The 16,100-nt window shown below is 41.8% G+C and carries 18 protein-coding genes and 1 pseudogene; 5 read left to right on the top strand and 14 right to left on the bottom strand.

Features of this window, described 5'->3' with window-relative positions; genetic code table 11:
* Positions 1-60 precede the first annotated feature (60 nt).
* The 4 genes from HWQ39_RS24395 to HWQ39_RS24380 form a co-directional block, all read right to left on the bottom strand.
* A complete protein-coding gene (locus tag HWQ39_RS24395) occupies positions 61-891 on the bottom strand; it encodes a dienelactone hydrolase family protein (RefSeq protein WP_292850811.1) in 831 nt (276 codons plus the stop codon).
* Between the two features lie 438 nt (positions 892-1,329).
* Positions 1,330-1,800 (bottom strand): transposase, encoded by a 471-nt coding sequence (locus HWQ39_RS24390; RefSeq protein ID WP_292850808.1) that lies wholly within the window; start codon positions 1,798-1,800, stop codon positions 1,330-1,332.
* Positions 1,801-2,105: 305 nt separating this feature from the next.
* Entirely contained in the window at positions 2,106-2,282 is a 177-nt protein-coding gene (locus tag HWQ39_RS24385; protein ID WP_292850698.1) for a hypothetical protein, read from the bottom strand.
* Between the two features lie 103 nt (positions 2,283-2,385).
* Positions 2,386-3,009, bottom strand: a complete 624-nt coding sequence (locus tag HWQ39_RS24380) for a class I SAM-dependent methyltransferase (RefSeq protein ID WP_292850695.1) — start codon at positions 3,007-3,009, stop codon at positions 2,386-2,388.
* Between the two features lie 93 nt (positions 3,010-3,102).
* Here HWQ39_RS24380 and hemH point away from each other — a divergent pair, with 93 nt between their 5' ends.
* On the top strand, positions 3,103-4,269 hold the full coding sequence (gene hemH / locus HWQ39_RS24375) for a ferrochelatase (protein WP_292850692.1): 1,167 nt from the start codon (positions 3,103-3,105) through the stop codon (positions 4,267-4,269).
* A 253-nt stretch (positions 4,270-4,522) separates the two neighbouring features.
* Here the strand turns inward: hemH and HWQ39_RS24370 are convergent, their stop codons facing one another.
* From HWQ39_RS24370 to HWQ39_RS24355, 4 genes are all read right to left on the bottom strand, one after another.
* The gene (locus tag HWQ39_RS24370) at positions 4,523-5,071 is read right to left on the bottom strand and encodes a DUF4126 domain-containing protein (RefSeq protein ID WP_292850689.1); all 549 of its coding nucleotides are present in this window, start codon (positions 5,069-5,071) and stop codon (positions 4,523-4,525) included.
* A gap of 428 nt (positions 5,072-5,499) precedes the next feature.
* Positions 5,500-6,795: an adenylosuccinate lyase gene (gene purB / locus HWQ39_RS24365; RefSeq protein ID WP_292850686.1), complete on the bottom strand. Its 1,296-nt coding sequence runs from the start codon at positions 6,793-6,795 to the stop codon at positions 5,500-5,502.
* Positions 6,796-6,835: 40 nt separating this feature from the next.
* A complete protein-coding gene (locus tag HWQ39_RS24360; protein WP_292850684.1) occupies positions 6,836-7,387 on the bottom strand; it encodes a DUF421 domain-containing protein in 552 nt (183 codons plus the stop codon).
* Between the two features lie 228 nt (positions 7,388-7,615).
* A complete protein-coding gene (locus tag HWQ39_RS24355; RefSeq protein ID WP_292850682.1) occupies positions 7,616-8,635 on the bottom strand; it encodes a YihY/virulence factor BrkB family protein in 1,020 nt (339 codons plus the stop codon).
* 203 nt (positions 8,636-8,838) lie between these two features.
* Between HWQ39_RS24355 and HWQ39_RS24350 the strand changes: the two genes are divergently transcribed.
* Positions 8,839-9,480, top strand: a complete 642-nt coding sequence (locus tag HWQ39_RS24350; protein WP_292850680.1) for a type I restriction endonuclease — start codon at positions 8,839-8,841, stop codon at positions 9,478-9,480.
* Positions 9,481-9,513: 33 nt separating this feature from the next.
* Here the strand turns inward: HWQ39_RS24350 and HWQ39_RS24345 are convergent.
* A pseudogene (locus tag HWQ39_RS24345) lies at positions 9,514-10,137 on the bottom strand (ATP-binding protein); the annotation flags it as partial.
* Positions 10,138-10,183: 46 nt separating this feature from the next.
* Between HWQ39_RS24345 and xisF the strand changes: the two are divergent.
* Positions 10,184-11,665 (top strand): fdxN element excision recombinase XisF, encoded by a 1,482-nt coding sequence (xisF, locus tag HWQ39_RS24340; RefSeq protein ID WP_292850677.1) that lies wholly within the window; start codon positions 10,184-10,186, stop codon positions 11,663-11,665.
* Between the two features lie 372 nt (positions 11,666-12,037).
* Here xisF and HWQ39_RS24335 read toward each other — a convergent pair whose 3' ends face one another.
* Genes HWQ39_RS24335 through HWQ39_RS24315 form a run of 5 tightly spaced genes read right to left on the bottom strand, consistent with a single transcriptional unit; the run spans position 12,038 to position 14,069 of the window.
* Entirely contained in the window at positions 12,038-12,271 is a 234-nt protein-coding gene (locus tag HWQ39_RS24335; protein ID WP_292850674.1) for a hypothetical protein, read from the bottom strand.
* Positions 12,268-12,465, bottom strand: a complete 198-nt coding sequence (locus HWQ39_RS24330; protein WP_292850671.1) for a hypothetical protein — start codon at positions 12,463-12,465, stop codon at positions 12,268-12,270. Before HWQ39_RS24330 ends, HWQ39_RS24335 begins: the two co-directional genes overlap by 4 nt.
* A 1-nt stretch (position 12,466) precedes the next feature.
* Positions 12,467-12,742 carry a hypothetical protein gene (locus HWQ39_RS24325; protein WP_292850668.1) on the bottom strand — a complete coding sequence of 92 codons (276 nt, stop codon included), beginning with the start codon at positions 12,740-12,742 and terminating at the stop codon, positions 12,467-12,469.
* Positions 12,743-12,759: 17 nt separating this feature from the next.
* Complete coding sequence (locus tag HWQ39_RS24320) at positions 12,760-13,251, bottom strand: hypothetical protein (RefSeq protein ID WP_292850665.1); 492 nt, start codon at positions 13,249-13,251, stop codon at positions 12,760-12,762.
* Positions 13,248-14,069 (bottom strand): hypothetical protein, encoded by an 822-nt coding sequence (locus tag HWQ39_RS24315; RefSeq protein ID WP_292850662.1) that lies wholly within the window; start codon positions 14,067-14,069, stop codon positions 13,248-13,250. The genes HWQ39_RS24320 and HWQ39_RS24315 overlap by 4 nt, the downstream gene beginning before the upstream one ends.
* Before the next feature lie 350 nt (positions 14,070-14,419).
* Here HWQ39_RS24315 and HWQ39_RS24310 point away from each other — a divergent pair, with 350 nt between their 5' ends.
* Both HWQ39_RS24310 and HWQ39_RS24305 read left to right on the top strand, forming a co-directional pair.
* On the top strand, positions 14,420-14,674 hold the full coding sequence (locus HWQ39_RS24310; RefSeq protein WP_230966352.1) for a helix-turn-helix transcriptional regulator: 255 nt from the start codon (positions 14,420-14,422) through the stop codon (positions 14,672-14,674).
* Positions 14,675-14,858: 184 nt separating this feature from the next.
* Positions 14,859-15,923, top strand: coding sequence for a hypothetical protein (locus HWQ39_RS24305; RefSeq protein WP_292850655.1), 1,065 nt, complete (start codon positions 14,859-14,861; stop codon positions 15,921-15,923).
* The last annotated feature ends 177 nt before the right edge of the window (positions 15,924-16,100 follow it).

Raw genomic sequence — 16,100 nt, 5'->3', positions numbered from 1 at the left:
ATCTAAAATTTTTGATACTGATAAGAGGACTTTTCAAACATCCTCTAAAACCAAAGTTTTTTAAACACCATTTTGCTTAAACCATGCCAAGAGGCGTTTCCAGCCATCCTTAGCTTCCTTCTCGCGGTATGAGGGGCGATAATCGGCAAAAAATGCGTGGGGTGCATCGGGATAGACGATAATTTCAGATTTGCTGCTGCTAGACTTTAAGCGATCGCGCACCTGCTCTACAGTATCTAGAGGAATACCCGTATCCTTCCCACCATAAAGTCCGAGAACGGGGGCTTTCAGCGTCGATACGATATCGATAGGATACTGGGGCTGGAGTTCAGTCGCATCACCTACGAGTCGCCCGTACCATGCCACACCTGCCTTAACGTTGGGATTGTGTGCTGCATATAACCAGGTAATACGACCACCCCAACAAAAGCCTGTAATTCCCAACTTCTCGCCATTACCCTTAGCTGACTTCTTTGCCCACTTTACTGTGGCATCGAGATCGGATAACACCTGAGCATCTGGTACTTTAGCGACAATTGGGCGAATTTCGTCTATGCTGCTTAACTTTGAGACATCGCCTTGACGGATAAATAATTCCGGTGCGATCGCTAAATACCCCAACCGAGCAAAGCGACGAGTGATATCCTGAATATGCTCGTGTACGCCAAATATTTCTTGGATTACCAGAACAATTGGGAAATTTTCACCAGTAGCCGGTGCTGCTCTATAGGCAGGAATTTCGCCATCTTTGACAGGAATTTTCACCGCACCAGCGACTAACCCCTTATCATCAGTGGTGATGACTCCGGCAGAAATGGGTTGTACTGCGAGGGCAAAACCTGTTGCTAGGGTGGCTGTTGCAATGAATTTGCGGCGAGTTACTTCTTGCATCATCTCTACCTTTAATTAGCGAAAATTTTATTACTTGTTATACGTACAGTACTATAAAATAAATACTACAGCTTATCAATCGGTTTACCGTAATACTAGCTTCCTTTACCGTCTAAGCCTTCCTTGCTGTAGCTGTATGTTAGGGAAAAGTCGGATGTATTGGCAAAAAAAAACTATAGCACTAAACAATTTACTGTGCTGAGTTCCCTTATATGCGCGCAAGGGTAGGTGTACAAATTTCTTTGATCGTGCAATTTAGATGTTTTTTAGCTTAATCGCAGCGGATCTTATACCAATTCTTTATGAAGCTGCATAGAATTCGATCCCCCCTAGCCCCCCTTTTTAAGGGGGGAACCGGAAAAACCTCTATCAAAGTCCCCCTTTTTAAGGGGGATTTAGGGGGATCAAGATATCTGCAACTTCACATTACAGCAGTTTTCAGGTAAATAGACCACAGTGGTGGAACCAACTGAAAGCATCATCTTCGGTAATGTAATTGACAGCAAGAGCCATTGCTTGGTCGAGTGATTCCAATGTGCGTGCTTCACAGGAACGGAGAAATTGCTTGAGTTTCGACCAACACAGTTCTATGGGAGATAAATCGGGAGAGTAGGGAGGTAAAAATTTGACTTTTGCATCAACGGACTCAATTGCTACTCTTACACGCTCAGCGTGATGAACCCGGAGATTATCCATGACCACGATTGCTCCTTTCCACAACTGCGGTGCTAAGACCTGAGTCACATAAGTGAGAAATACTTCAGTATTTGTACTTCCTGGCACGGTCATCGCTGCAACAAGTCCATCAAGGTTTAAAGCACCAATTAAAGAAACGTTCCCACCCTTACTTCCTGGGAGACTACCAACTGCTCGTTCACCATTAACGGCTCTGGCAAATAAGCCGCGCAGCGATTGATAAATTCAATCCCGCTTCATCGACAAAGACTAAATTTCTGACATCAATTTTATCTAACCAACGACGATAATCATGCCTTAACTCTTGTACTCTTGGGGTATCTTGCTCGCTAGCATAAAGACTTTTTTTTTACACGTAAGCCTAATTTTTCTACGGCTCGATGCATTGTTGTGATACTCACTCTTATCCCTGTGCGTTCTGCATAGCGATCGCATAATTCTCTAAGTAACAAATCATTTTTTTCCTCAACCAAAGACTGGATAAGCGATAGATGCTCATTTGTTATTGTTGGCTTTTGCTATCCTCCACGTCGTTTCGCCTCGATTTCGCCATTTGCCCGATGCTGACGCAGTAGGTTTCGCACAAATGACAGGCTGACCTTAAATCTTTGCGCTAACTGGCGTTGAGAACCTTCTTTTGCAACACACGCCATAATCACACGCTCACGCAAATCCTTTGAGTAAGATACTGGCATCTATTTAAACCATGCTATCTCTTCAGTCTACCCTAGTCTGTGGTTCAATTACCTGAAAATTGCTGTAAATTGGTATTACCTGCCATTAATAAAGCAATATTCTTCACTTCTTCGCTTGTATCACTTGCAAACTACCACCTGCATATAAAGTTAGCTTACCCACTTCAAAGCCAGTCTTAGTTAACAACTCAGCTAAATCAGTTTTCAACAATTCCCAAGCTGTTTCCGTCTCAAACAACAATAAAAATATCGATACCCCAGGCCAAAATATCGGATTTGTCGGGGCGTGAAAATCCACCAGCGTAAACACCCCTCCAGGTTTCAACACCCGATAAACTTCATTAATAATTTTCTGTAATTGCTGAGGCTGCATCTCATGTAATGCAATGCTGATATGCACCAAATCAAATAGATTATCTGCAAATGGCATCTCTTGGGCAAAAGCTTCTACATAAGAAGCTTCTGGTACATTTTGCCGCGCCCGTTGCAAAGACTTGGGTGAAGCGTCTAATCCTATTACGTTTTGTGAAGTTTTTGCCAAAAATTGCGTTGTTTGACCACTGCCACAACACAAATCTAAAATCTGAGTATCTGAGTGAATTGTTAAGCCTTGCAAAGCAAGTTGCCGAAAACGGGCTTCACCACCTACACTTAAAGCTGCTAAACGCGAAATACTATCATATAACCACTGATAACGGTAACTCCAATCTCTTAAAATTGTTGCCATTGCATATTTCCTTGCTATTAAGCTTTATATTTAATAAAGATATATTGTTAACATTAGTAAAAAACCTGAAAAGATTGGGGGAAAGTAACTGCTATGGGTCGTGTAGGCGTCTTATTACTCAATCTCGGTGGCCCCGACAAGCTAGAGGATGTCGGGCCGTTTTTGTACAACCTATTTTCCGATCCGGAAATTATTCGCCTACCATTTCGCTGGTTGCAAAAGCCCTTAGCCTGGTTTATTGCCACGCGCCGAACCAGAACATCTCAAGCAAATTATAAGCAAATCGGTGGTGGTTCTCCACTGCGACGGATTACAGAAGCGCAAGGGGAAGCTTTAAAAGAACAGTTGGGTTATTTGGGACAAGAAGCCAATATTTACGTAGGAATGCGTTATTGGCATCCCTATACAGAAGAAGCGATCGCACAGATTGCCCAAGATAATGTAGAACACCTAGTAATATTACCACTATATCCCCAGTTTTCTATCAGTACCAGTGGTTCCAGCTTCCGGCTTTTAGAAAAGATTTGGCAAGAAGATCCAAAACTTCAACCCATTGATTACACCGTCATTCCTTCTTGGTACAAAGAACCAGGCTACCTGCAAGCAATGGCGCAACTCATAGCCCAAGAACTTGAGCAGTTTCCTAACCCAGATAAGGTTCATATATTCTTCAGCGCTCACGGCGTTCCGAAAAGCTACGTTGAAGAAGCAGGCGACCCTTACCAGCAGGAAATTGAAGAATGTAGTGCCCTGATTATACAGACCCTCAATCGACCCAATGCTCACACCTTAGCTTACCAAAGTCGTGTCGGCCCAGTAGAATGGCTCCAACCCTATACTGAAGATGCCCTCAAAGAACTAGGCGCACAAGGCGTAAAAGATTTGGTTGTAGTGCCAATCAGTTTTGTCTCAGAGCATATCGAGACACTACAAGAAATTGATATTGAGTATCGAGAAGTAGCCGAAGAAGCAGGAATTCACCACTTCCGCCGCGTACCGGCTCCCAATACCCATCCAGTATTTATTAATGCACTAGCCCAATTAGTGATTGATGCGCTGAGAAACCCCAGTTTCAAGCTTTCGCAAGCTGCCCAAATAAAAAAAATGGTAAAGATGTACCCTCAAGAGCGTTGGGAATGGGGACTGACAACTAGCGCTGAAGTATGGAATGGTCGGATTGCAATGCTGGGTTTTATTGCCTTAATCATTGAGCTAATTACCGGTCACGGTTTCTTGCACATGATTGGGATTTTGCAGTAAAGGGGGCTTGGGATTGGGGATTAGGGACTGGGTATATGAAGAGGGAGAAGTGGAAGGGAAAAGCAGAAAGGAGTAGGAGAGGCAAAGAAAGAATAATATATAATCCTTAGTCCCCTACCACCCAATATGGTTTGCTTAAGGTTTTTTGATGAAAATTCTAGTATCACAAAGACTTGCCTTAACCGATCCTATTGCCCTACCACCAATCCCCATTACCCCTTATCCCCAGAGGGGGCCCCACCTTCCCCAGTCCCTAGTACCTAGTCCCTAATCCCCTGCGCCAGTTATACCACTGCTTCGCACTACGAACTGCAAACCAAAGCAGTATTAAAGCAATTAATCCTCCTTGCCAGGGAGCATCAAAGGCAAATAGTACCAGGGCAATGCACAAGGTATCTTGAAGAAAAACTGCCCACAATGGTAAGCCACGTAACCGATAGAACCAACCAACTTGGACTAGCTGGAGTACCAAAGCTAACAAACCTCCAATGATGGCAATCAACCAGTTTGGCGTTGCTGTTGCGGTAGCTACTCCTAACCCCATAATTGCACCGACGATGGGAGACATAAATAACTGAACTAGTTGTAAAAATCTTTGCCCCCAGAGTTTTTTTGAGGCTAATAATTCAATTAATGACCAACTGGTGAGGCAACCTAATAATAGTGGTGGAGAAATGTGAGATAAAATTGGAACTTGTGACCACAAGTTACTACCTTGCAATAGTCCAATAATCAGTAAAGGTATGCCTATTCTCATTCCGGCTGCCGCAGAGGCAGAAAGTGTGGCTAGGATTTCAATCATCAAAGCACTCTTAATACTAATAAATAAGTATTTGTTGTATATATTACCCAGTGTAAACAATAATCCCAGCATTGGAGGGACACTCTTCAGCAATGTAATACTAAATGTTGTTGGTATCTTTATATATCTTGTTTGATAATATCTACGTATTTTTGGGGTAAGGGACTGACAAATAAAAAAACATCTAATTACAGCAGTTTTCGATCAAAGCCGCCACAAAAATAAATCATAAAACAAAGCCCAGTATTGCTTTTATTTGTGGCACGTTTGATTGCAATTCGCTGTAACTCCTGTGGGGTGGGCGACACGATAGCCCAGTCTGTATGGCGGGCAAGATGGCGACCCCACAATATTGGATAATTTATTTCTTGGAGTTCCCTAAAAGGTTAGTAGCAAGCGCTTAAGCGCTTACTACAGGTAAATTAATGCTAAATTCCTAATCGTTGGTAAACTTCTTCTAAATGCCGCAGATGTTGCTGGGGGTCAAAACACACGTCTAGTTCTTCTGGAGACAACTTTTGGGTAACACGCGGATCTTTGCTAATCAAGTCCTGAAAGTTGCCTGCTGGTTTGTTCCAAGCGGCGTGAGCGCTTTCTTGGACGATCGCATAAGCATCTTCTCGGTTGCTTCCCTTGTCTATCAAAGCCAGTAATACTTTTTGGCTGAACACAACGCCGCCGTAACAGTTGAGATTCCGTTTCATGTTCTCAGGATAGACCAACAGGTTTTTCACCAAGTCGGTTATTTCTGACAACATGAAGTGAGTCAAAGTGCAAGCATCTGGTAAAATTACCCGTTCTACAGAACTATGAGAAATATCCCGCTCATGCCAGAGGGCAACGTTTTCTAAAGCTGCACCTGCATGACTTCTGACGAGTCGTGCCATTCCCGTTAATCGTTCCGAACGAATGGGGTTGCGCTTGTGTGGCATTGCTGAAGAGCCTTTTTGACCTTTGGCGAAAAATTCTTCAACTTCTAGAACGTCTGTTTTTTGGAGATTGCGAATTTCTACAGCAAAGCGTTCGATGGTTGCCGCTACCAAAGCTAATTGTTGCACGTAGTCAGCGTGGCGATCGCGGGAAATAACTTGTGTTGAGGCCGTATCGGGTTTGAGTCCGAGTTTTTGGCAAGCGATCGCTTCTACACGGGGTTCAATATTGGCATAAGTTCCCACCGCACCAGAAATTTTACCCACAGCGATCGTTTGCCGGAGTATTATCAAGCGTTCTTGGTGTCGCAACACCTCTGCTAACCAACCAGCTAGCTTAAAACCAAAAGTAATTGGTTCAGCGTGAATACCATGCGATCGGCCAGCCATCACTGTATGACGATGTTCCCGTGCTTTTTGGCGAATTACCTGAATCAAATCTTCTAGACGTTGCAACAATATATCTAGGCTGGCAACTAATTGCAGTGCTAAAGCCGTATCCAAAACATCCGAACTAGTTAAACCCAGGTGAATATAGCGTCCAGCATCGCCTACATATTCATTGACATTTGTCAAGAAAGCAATGACATCATGGCGGACTACAGCCTCAATTTCTAGCACCCGCTTCGGGTCAAAATCTGCTTTGGCTTTAATTTCCTCAACAGCTTCAGATGGAATGTAACCAAGTTCAGCTTGAGCCTCACAAACAGCAATTTCGACTTGCAGCCAAGTTTTTAGTTTATAGGCTTCATTCCACAGATTAGCCATTTCGGGCAAAGTATAACGCTCAATCACAGTTCGGCACAGAATACAACCGTCATATTTTACAGTTTAATTAATGTAGATCGCTTTTTAACGCTACTTTTTGCTCAGGGACAGAACTAGTTTTTGAATCCGACATGATGATACTAATCCTGCCGTCAGCCTCTATATACGCGAACTTCACATCAGCTAAAAATTCTACACCTTGCTGACGTAGCTTGCTCATCAACTCATCATCTGTAATTAACTCTCGTTGCAGATGACGTTCAATCATCCGACCATTTTTTACCAGTAGCAACGGTGGCGGATTCAAAAAACGTTGGAACTGGGGAAGTTTGTAACCCAACCAGTTCAGCAAGTAACTCCAAAAAATCACTGTTCCGACCAGAATCGCACCTTCAGTAATCGATGTGTAATTACTTGCCATTGCATTTTGAGCAGCTTCCGCAAATAGCACAACGACGAGTAAATCAGTAATTCCTAGCGTTCCTAATTGTCGGCTAGGAAGTAGGCGTAGCACTGAGAACAGCGCTAAGTATACTAGTGAACCACGGATAATCAACTCAAAGACGCTGATGCTAGGAACAAAAATTGCGTGCCAATTGATGAAAAACCATTTTTCCATATAAGTCTGGAAAAAATCCAGTATAAATTTATTTGTGTTTTCTTATAAAGCTGACTTTTATGAGAAGTTATATCATCTCTGGTTAATGATTTAATTAAACCCGAATAACTCCACCCAACTGATGGAGAAGAGATTCAAATATGGGAATCATCACTAATTAACCAGACTTGATATTAGATACTTCAATATCTATCAGATTTACAAATATAACTTTCCGGCAATCAGGGATTAAAATCGCTGATTTCTTCTTCTTTTCTGTTTTAAGCGCTTGGGCTTTTTAAAATTCTGAAATAAGGGATTAATAAAACTGGAAGATGTCTTTTTATTAGTGGATACTTGCCTGGTTGAAGTAGTGTCATCATATTTCGTGTTATCAGACAGAGGTATGGCATGTTTAGTTGGAGTTATGCCGCTACCGTATCTTCTGGCATAAACTTGGGTAAACTCTGCACCAAAGAAAAGAATCTGTGCGGCATAGTTAACCCAAGCTAAAATAACGACCAGTGAACCAGCAGCACCATAAGCTGAACCAAAACTACCATTCCCTAAATATTGTCCTAATAAAAATCTTCCGATAGAAAACAAAAATGAGGTGAGACTAGCTCCAACTAAAACGTCACTCCAAGCAATTTTGACATCTGGGAGAACTTTAAAAATTAGTCCAAATAGGAACGTAGTGATGGCAAAAGAGAGAAGAAAATTGATAATCTGCCAGAGAAAATCAACACCTGGTAACAAGTTGCTAAAGTATGTTACTAATGCTGCTAACGCCGTACTAATTACCAGAGAAACTAAAAGTAAAAAGCCAATCCCAATCACCATTGCAAAGGACAAAAAACGTAGGCGAATCATGTTAGTTACGCCGCGTCCAGGTTTTGGTTTCACTTCCCAAATCGTGTTCATGGCATCTTGCAATTCAGTAAATAAACCAGTAGCACCTAAGAGCAAAACTACAACACTAATAATGGATGCGATCGCTCCTGTCTGTGGTTTGTTAGCATTCTGAATCGCTGTTTCGAGAAACTTTGCGCCATCTGGGCCGACTAAACCTTGAATTTGTCCGACGATTTGACCTCTTGCCGCTTCTTCTCCATACACTGCACCTGCGATCGCAATTACAATAATTAGCAACGGTGCGATCGAAAAAATCGTGTAATAAGCTAACGCCGCCGCTAACCTTGAGGCTTTATCCTCACTCCATTCTTTGAATGTCTCTTGTAATAACTTCCAAATTGCTCGCAAATTCATCAAATCAGTCTCCTTCTAGGGGATGTTGCTTAGTCTCTGATATATTGGATACTGATATCCTCTATACCCACATCCCCCCAAGGGTGTTTTTACAGCTTCCTTGGGGAGGAATCTAGAATTTTATAGTGACATGACAATGCAATCGCGCCAATTGGCGATAATAAAAATGCGCTGATGTTGAGCCTAATTTTTACCTAGAAGCAATGACACAGACCGCAGCAATTACGGAAGCGATTACCACTCTTGAGGATGCAGAAAATCGATTTGGTTTTGTCCGTGTTGAAAACGAGCAATTTTTCCCAGAGTGGTATGAGGGATTGTCTGAAATTACAGAAGCGGAAAAAGTCTCTGTGGATGTCGTGCGCCGTAGGTATCTTTATCACCGTGCTGGAGGTGATTTACTAGAAGGGACAGTCATATTATTGTTAGTGTCACCAATACTTGCACTCTCTGGATTTTACGATCCTCCTTTCAGAATTAAGGCTGAATCATCCGTGGAACTAATTTTGGATGATGGTGAGGAGATATTGCGCGGAAGGATTGATGTTTTAGTGTTACAAGATCGGTTCTGGGTGATGGTGTTGGAGTCAAAAAAAACCACACTATCAATTTGGTCAGCTTTACCACAAGCCCTAGCTTATATGATGGCTAACCCTAACCTCAGTAAACCTGTATTTGGAATGGTGACGAATGGAGACGATATTTTATTTGTGAAAGTGACGCAAACAAATACGCCACAGTACGATTTGTCAAGAGTTTTTGCCCCGTTTGCATCCGCGAGAGAACTGTATGCCGTTTTGCAAATTCTTAAGCGTATTGGTCAGTTAATTTCTCCTACGTCTTAGAGGTTGTTTGAAATTACCTAAAAATAGCTATTACTACTGCATTCTATCAATTGTGCGATACTGGATAGCTTCTGCCACATGATTAGTTTTTAGCTCATCTTCTCCTGCTAAATCTGCAATAGTCCGTGCTACTTTGAGAATGCGATCGCTAGCTCTGGCTGATAAACCTAATTTTCTAATTGCTGCTTCTAATAAATTACGACTAGCATCATCTAACTTGCACCATTTCTGGAGATGACGACTTTGCAAATGGGCATTGCAACGCAGATTTGCTTCTCCTTGGAAACGGGTTATGGCGCGATCGCTTGCTTGTTGCACCCGTTCGCGTACTGATGTTGATGTTTCTCCCGTTGGTTGTTGGGTAATTTCTTCTGGTTTTAAGCGATTCACTGCAACTTGTAAATCAATTCGATCCATCAACGGCCCAGAAAGTTTTGCCCAATATTGCTCGCGTTGGCGCGGAGAACAAGTACACTGTTGGATAGTATCGCCATAGTAACCGCAAGGACAGGGATTAGTACTCGCCACCAAAGTAAACTGTGCGGGAAACATTACTGATAGTTTGGTGCGGGAAATTGTGACGTAGCCATCTTCTAGAGGTTGACGCAGAAATTCCAACACATCTCGTTTAAATTCTGTTAATTCGTCCAGAAATAAGTTACGTTTTTAAGTTTAAAATTGACTCACAATCTACAGTCTTTTCATGAAAATCATTGGTTATGCGAGAGTATCGAGCAGAGAACAAGCAGAAAACTCCCATGCTCTAGAAATGCAATGCGATCGCCTCAAGGCTGCTGGGGCTGAAGAATTATTGATTGACATAGAATCAGGAAGCAGGAATGACCGAAAATCATTTAATCAATTGATGGATTTAGTGAAGCGTGGTCAGGTCAAGGAAATTGTTGTTACTCGTCTTGACCGACTGACGCGATCGCTCCCAACTCTTAGAAGTACTATTGATGACCTGCAAAAACACGACTGTAATCTACGAGCGCTTGATGACAGCATTGATTTGAAGACTGCGGCGGGTAAATTTCACCTGAATATGCTGGGGGCGCTGGCTGAAATGGAAGTTGACCGACTTTCTGAACGGGTTCAGCATGGCTGGCAGCATCTCCGCGATCGCAAGGTGGCGATGAATCCACCCTTTGGTTACACAAAAATAAATGACCAGCATCAGCTAGATTATTCGCCGTTTCTGTGCCTGATTAATGAACGCCGAGAAATATCAAAGGCTGAAATTGCTCGTGAAATCGTTGATGCTTTGTTCTCTAGAAAAACCCTGCGGCTGGCACTGAGGGAAATCAATGAACGCTATGGAATTCAGACTTTTGCCCACAATAACAAAGCTGGTGAGAAGAAAAAGGGTGGTCGTGTGGCTCAAGGTGTTTTTAAATTTAGCCCAGGTGGTTTGAGAAACTGGCTTTTGAATCCGGTACTACGCGGGCATCTGCCTTACTTAAGAAGGGATAGCGATCGCTCACAAATCCATTACAATACTCATCCCGATCACAAACTAATCTCGGATGATGAATCTAGAGAAATAGAATCTATTCTTGCTCATAATCAGCAATTTAAGGGATATGGTAGTACTGCCCTTAAATATCCGTGTTCTGGCCTTGTTTTCTGTGCTGAATGCCGAGCTTCTTGTTATTCTCTGTCGGGAGCAAACAACTATCACAAAGCTAAAAAATTGGGCATTCCGCCAGACATGAACTACTATTTTCAATGCAAAAACTGGCGGCTGAGAAGCTGTAAGAACAAGAAAGTTATCAGGATGGAGATTATCGAAGCTGCTGTAGTTGATTCACTTACCAAGAAAGCAGCCCAAATCGCCGCTATTGCTCAAACTGTAACTAAACCCGCCATAGAACCCGAATCCCCGGAGATCCAAAAACTACGGAGCCAACTTTTTCAACTTCAGCAGGTAAACGCGATCGCTCCCAATGATGCAATCAAAACAGCAATCGCCCAAATCGAAAGCCAAATAACGCAACTACGTTATTCGTTATCCAAATCACAGGAAATTAACACTGCTTCTCATGAATTGTTACTGTGGGCATTTTCTGATACCGAACTTTGGATGAATGCCAGCAACGACGACAAAAAAAGGGTTTACCGGGAATTGATAGAAGCTGTGGTTGTCCAAGATGGCCAGGTAGTTGAGGTCAGGCTAAAAATTTAATGTGTGGGCTATCACCGTTTCTCAACTATTCCAATAGTGCAGCATCCTAAAATTCAGTAATTAAACGAATTAATAAGACTTTCGTGCTTTTTCATCCATGCACTATGACAACTAATTTTCAATTGACCTGAACGGATATCGGGGATTGGGTATTAGAGATTGGGGAGTTGGGGGTTAGTTTGGACTATCAACTTACGCACAGGTAGCATAAAATAAAACCGCAGAGAACACAGAGTACACGGTGAAAAAAGAATTTCAGAGAGTTTTTGCATAAGTCCTATCTATGCAGTGACACCGGCCCGATTCTTGCATCGAAGCATCGCGTCTCAGGTAGCAAACTAGCTCTAGCTGTAAATTCATATACCCCATTCTCTATTCGGATTTCTTGCTTTTGACTTCTTGTTTGTTATTTGTCGTTTGAAACCGACTAACACGATTTGCTTTGTAATCAGCGATTGTCGAGAGGGTTGCTACTGCACATAAAAGCAATTTAATTCCATAGCGATGTCTAAAAATTTTTTCTATAAGTTGATGGCACTCAGTTCTTAGTTGTTCTCGTTTTCGCCAAAGCGCTTCTTCATCAATATAGTGATTGTGTGTTTTCACGCTGCCTCTTTTATTTCTGCCAATTCGACTAGTGCTTCTACAAGTTCATTTCTGCCTATAAAGTTTTCGTCAAATTCCACAGAATGTTTTGCAAGTTCAGCAACAGCTTCTAGTTGTCGGATGTATTCAGCAGTTTTGCGCTCTAAGTGAGCGATCGCCAGCCTATTCAAAAGTTGGGGAAAAGTTTCAGCCACGCTATTCCTCCTTTGGTAAAGCAATTGATAATCCAAGTTGAAGCATTTCTGTGCGGCTTAGAAGGTAGCATCTAGTTATTCTGTAAGAACCAAACAAAATGCTTTTGTCTCTGCCATCAAGTTGTAAATACTGGTGTTCACATCCCCAATAACCAACAATTTGCGCCAAACAACCTTCCGTTCTCACCCAATAACCAAGCGGAAATCTTTTTTCTAGTTCATTGGGAATTTCTGTTTTTGCCTGTGGCTCACAAGCTTCTTTGTTATCATTATCCATCTTTAAAACTCTCAAATTTAGATATCTTCTTGACAATTTTCTTCTTCTTTTGCTTGAAAATTATCTAATTCAAATTGCACCTGTTCTTTTCTCAGTTGCACTTCACGCTCATCGTTCTCTGTCCGCTTATAAATTTGATTAGGCATTGCCATTTTTTTGGCTAGTTCCTGAATGTTTAAAAATTTTTGCTTTACTGTGTTGTTCCAATCTTCGCGGCTGATCCTATCCAATTCACCACAGATAGCAGCCGTTAATCTCATATCTAAGTTGTCTTTGAGGTGCATCCATTTAGACCCCTCATAGCATTTAAGTCTTTGGCAGACAGGGATGCGATCGCGATCGCAGTCGTACTCTGGAATTACCAAGCGAACTAAGTGTGGATGAATTCTCCCCGTATCTTGACAACAAAAACAGTTCCAACTTGGTTTCCAGATTTCTTTATCAACACCATCACCACTTCTTGCTCGGTTAACTCGGCTAGGAGGTAGCTGTGGAAGCGGATCGCTCATGTTACCTCCGCTTTGTCCAACACGCCGCTACATCTAGCCCAATCGAAAAACTCTTGGCGTTCTGGGTTCTGGTCGCCGCTTTCGTAGATAAATGCCAAAAACCCGCTTTCGATTATTTGGTTTACCCACTCCTGTGTTCTGGGGTCATCTTCCCATCTTCGATTTTCTGCTTGCGAGGTCTTTCCCTGCCTCCTCAAGTTTTTCTCCCATTCCCCACGAATTTCCTCCCAGTGCCGTTTTACCCATGCTTCAGGTAGCTCTGGAGGTTTGGGTAGTTTTTGGGCTTTCTCTAGTCCAAAATTCAAAAAACTCTCTCTCTCAGATGGTGAGAGAGAGTTGATAAATATTTGATAAATATCTGAAGATAAGCTGAAATCATTGCTGGATAAAGATTTCGGCTGGTTAAATTCTACGTTTGGAGAATTGGTTTCTATGTTTGGAGAATCACTTTCTACATTTGGAGAATTGCTTTCTACGTTTGGAGAATTGCTTTCTACGTTTGGAGAAACTTCAATACCTGACTGGATTTCGACTACATTTGATTCAGGAATCCACAGGTCAAGCCCAGCGATCGCCTCCCAGTTCAGCCGCCCCTTGAGCTTCAGCTTGCTGATGGCTTTGTAGAAAGTGCTGACTCCAATGCTCAGTTCAGCACAGAAAGCTTCAATATGTTTGACTCTCAGCTTTTGACCTGGCGCTCGGTAAATTCCCACAGTGTAGTAAACAAGTCCAGTTGCCGTGATAATGCCATCTTTATAGTCCTGAATGGCTTTACCCAGCGATAGGCGGTAATGCTGGTTGGTATTTGGCAGTGTCATGTGTGCCTCTTCAACTACAAACTCCTTGAAAATTGTTTCAAAGAATTTTTAAGTAAACGAAAAAATTACACTTCGGATGTAGACTTTTTTACATCCAAGTGATATCATTATCTGCCCTTTACAGGGTTAATAAAAAATTTAGACAAAAATATTTGGCTAAAGAAATACTGAAACTGAAATTCTTATTTATTTGAGATTCTTTTGGAGGTTAAACGTTGCTTTCTGTTACGCATGATTTGATAGTGGCATCCTGCATTAAGTCTGGAGCATTTATGTAAGGTTAACCTTGCTAAAATATAGCAGGTTGACCTTACACTGCCAAGTGTAAGAGCATGAAGAGATATAAATTTATGTCGCTATTGGAACGTAGAGGGTTAACTCAGGAGCAATTTGCTGAAAAAGTTGAATCTGCTTGGAAAGAAATTTCCGGCAGAAAGTTGTCACGCCAAGCCGTTAGTGCCTGGATTAACGGACGCGCTATGCCAAACTTAAGTCCTGCTGAAACACTTGTAGTTATTGAAATATTGGGTTGTACACTCACTGAATTGGCCATGGCTTTCCCCCATAATCAGGACTTATTAACTAATGGTGTTCGAGAATCCTAAGTACACAATGCTATAAAATAGATACATAATTTACATTCTGAAATGAATTTTGTGTAAGTGCGAGCGCAACTTTCATTTCCAACGCCTTTTTATAGTCATGTCTACTAAGATCCTACTTGATTGACATTGTAACCTTAACCTTACATAATAGTCATATATCTTTGTAAGGTTGAGCTTACATATTATGGGAAAGTTACCAACAACGTTCACAGCTTTAGACCTAACAGGCTTTGATATAGACAAAACTCAGCGACACAATGCAATTACGCGAGAAATGGTTGATGTTGCTTGTAATGTTTTGCAAAAGAACAGAATCGGTATTGTGGTTCGCAGTGTTCAATCTGCCTTGAAATTCATTTACGGGATTGGTGGAAGTGCCGAGACGATCTGCCAGCTACTTAAGGAGTGGAGAGCGGATAACCTCGCGGCGTTAAAGTCTGGCAAAGGCGAAAAAGACCTAATTACAGCAATTCTGGAAACTTCTGACGATGGTTTGCTAGATGAGTCTGATATTCCAGAAGAATACTTGCAAGCACAGCGACAGATGGCGATCGCCGGATATAGATTGGCTTACCAGAAAGCTGATACGAGTGTAAGCGGCGATCGCATTGGAAATCTAGTTAATGAAAACGATTTATTAAAGACTCAACTCAAAGATTTTCCTCAGCTTCAGATGGAACTTGAGTTTTATAAATCTGAAACTGAGCGCCAACGTTCTGAGTTGCGTGAAGCTTATTTGAACATTAATAAACAACAATTAGCTAATTCCGAGACTTTTCGCACCCAGCTAGAATCTTTACAAAATCAGAACAACGATTTGGTTCTTAAAAACAATGAACTGAGCAAGGAGCTAGAAAAATTAGAGGAATTGCGAGATGGTGAACAGGAACGCCAAGGTAAAATCTCTAATCTAACTAGTCAGCTAGATGCTCGTGATCGTGAAGTTTTAAGCTTGCATAGTCAGATGCAAAAACTACAAGCTGAGGTGGGTGAAAAGCAAGTGCTAGAGTCTCAGCTTTCCACTGCCAAAAATCAACTTAAAGAAGCCAATGAGTCTGTTACTAGGCTTCAAACTCAACTACAGGAAAAATCTACATCTGAACTACAAGTAGATATTGATGTTGATGGGTTAATGACTGAGAGAGACTCTTTAGTTGCTGAAAGAGACTCCTTGAAGCTCCACATACAAGAGCTAGAGTCTCAAGGAAAAAAGGGTAAGCAACAAACCAAAGAACCCATAGTTGCATAACAGAAGTGTTTTTCCCTGTAACAACGTTTTTGTTATGGGGTCACTTTGATTTTGTGAGTTTAATTATGGAGCTACTAATTTTTAAGGCTTGATTCTCAACCTTACGTAACTCAATTTAGCAACGGCAAATGTAGCTAGAAACCATAACAGACTGCGGTACTTAATTAAATCTGCCTA

It is taken from the genome of Nostoc sp. NMS8 (assembly GCF_017115045.1).
In the GTDB taxonomy this organism is placed as follows: Bacteria; Cyanobacteriota; Cyanobacteriia; order Cyanobacteriales; family Nostocaceae; genus Nostoc.
This window is presented reverse-complemented; position numbering and strand designations above follow the sequence as displayed.